Here is a 1,193-nt window from a genome sequence, read left to right on the forward strand (position 1 = left end):
CAATCAATAACAAAATATCGTTTTTGTGAGCTGAAAAACATACTTTGTCAAAACGTGCCACTGCCCTATTCCATTCGGCTTGTTCCTCAGAATTTAAGGTTTGACCTTCTCCTAATTTTTCATACAATTCGAATCGACCAAATCCAGTTGGCTTGAAAACCACAAACGGAATCGATTTTTTTTCTTTTGCAAATTCAATTATTTTTAATGCCATTTGCATTGCATCGTCAAAATGAGCTTCGTCTTCTTTGCCTTCTACAGAATAATCCAAAACCGAAGATACACCTTTTGTAAACATTTTGTCAACAACTTTCAGGCAATCTTCTTCGTTAATGCCGCCACAAAAATGGTCAAAAACCGTTGCTCGTATTAATCCTTCTACTGGCAAGTTGGCCTTTAATGCAAAATTTGTAACCGCAGTTCCAATGCGAACCAAAGGCTGGTTTGCAATCATTTTGAACAGAAAATAGGCTCTATCTAACTCAGTATCGCTTTTTAAAGAAAAAGCAACTTGTGTATTATTGAAAATTGAATTCATAAATTAATTTTATCTTACAAATATAATCAGCATTTGATAAATATTAAACAAAAATTACTTTATTTTGCTTATCTATTTTAAATCTAATTATGCAACCAATTCAAGCCAGTAATTATTCAATTTTTTTTAACGAAAAAGGTTATCAAGCACTCAATACTCACCTTCAAAAAAATAAATATTCCAATATTTTTGTGATTGTTGACTCTAATACCAACGAAAAGTGTTTGAATAATTTTCTAACTTACATACACACCGATTTAAAAATAGAAATTATTGAATTCGAAAATGGCGAAATAAATAAGAATATAGATACTTGCGTAGAAATTTGGAAAGTATTGACAGAACTTGGTGGCGACCGCAAGACCTTGATAATCAATCTTGGCGGTGGAGTTGTCACAGATCTAGGCGGATTTGTTGCATCGACTTTTAAACGTGGAATCGATTTTATAAACATTCCAACTACTTTATTATCAATGGTTGATGCATCTATTGGAGGAAAAAATGGTGTCGATTTGGGAAATCTCAAAAACCAAATTGGAACCATCAATAATCCGAAAATGGTAATTATCGATGCTGATTTTCTCGAAACGCTTGACCAACTCGAAATGCGTTCTGGATTGGCCGAAATGCTAAAACACGGATTAATTGCAGATGC

At 33.1% G+C, this 1,193-nt stretch carries 1 protein-coding gene and 1 pseudogene; one reads left to right on the forward strand and one right to left on the reverse strand.

Going from position 1 to position 1,193, the window contains the following annotated elements; all coding sequences use genetic code 11:
* A pseudogene (locus tag RMO83_RS09785) lies at nt 1-538 on the reverse strand (proline dehydrogenase); the annotation flags it as partial.
* A gap of 89 nt (nt 539-627) precedes the next feature.
* Between RMO83_RS09785 and RMO83_RS09790 the strand changes: the two are divergent.
* The coding region (locus tag RMO83_RS09790) for a 3-dehydroquinate synthase family protein (RefSeq protein WP_310559499.1) at nt 628-1,193 on the forward strand (566 nt) is incomplete at its 3' end.

The organism is Flavobacterium sp. (assembly GCF_031423415.1).
Classification (GTDB): Bacteria; Bacteroidota; Bacteroidia; order Flavobacteriales; family Flavobacteriaceae; genus Flavobacterium.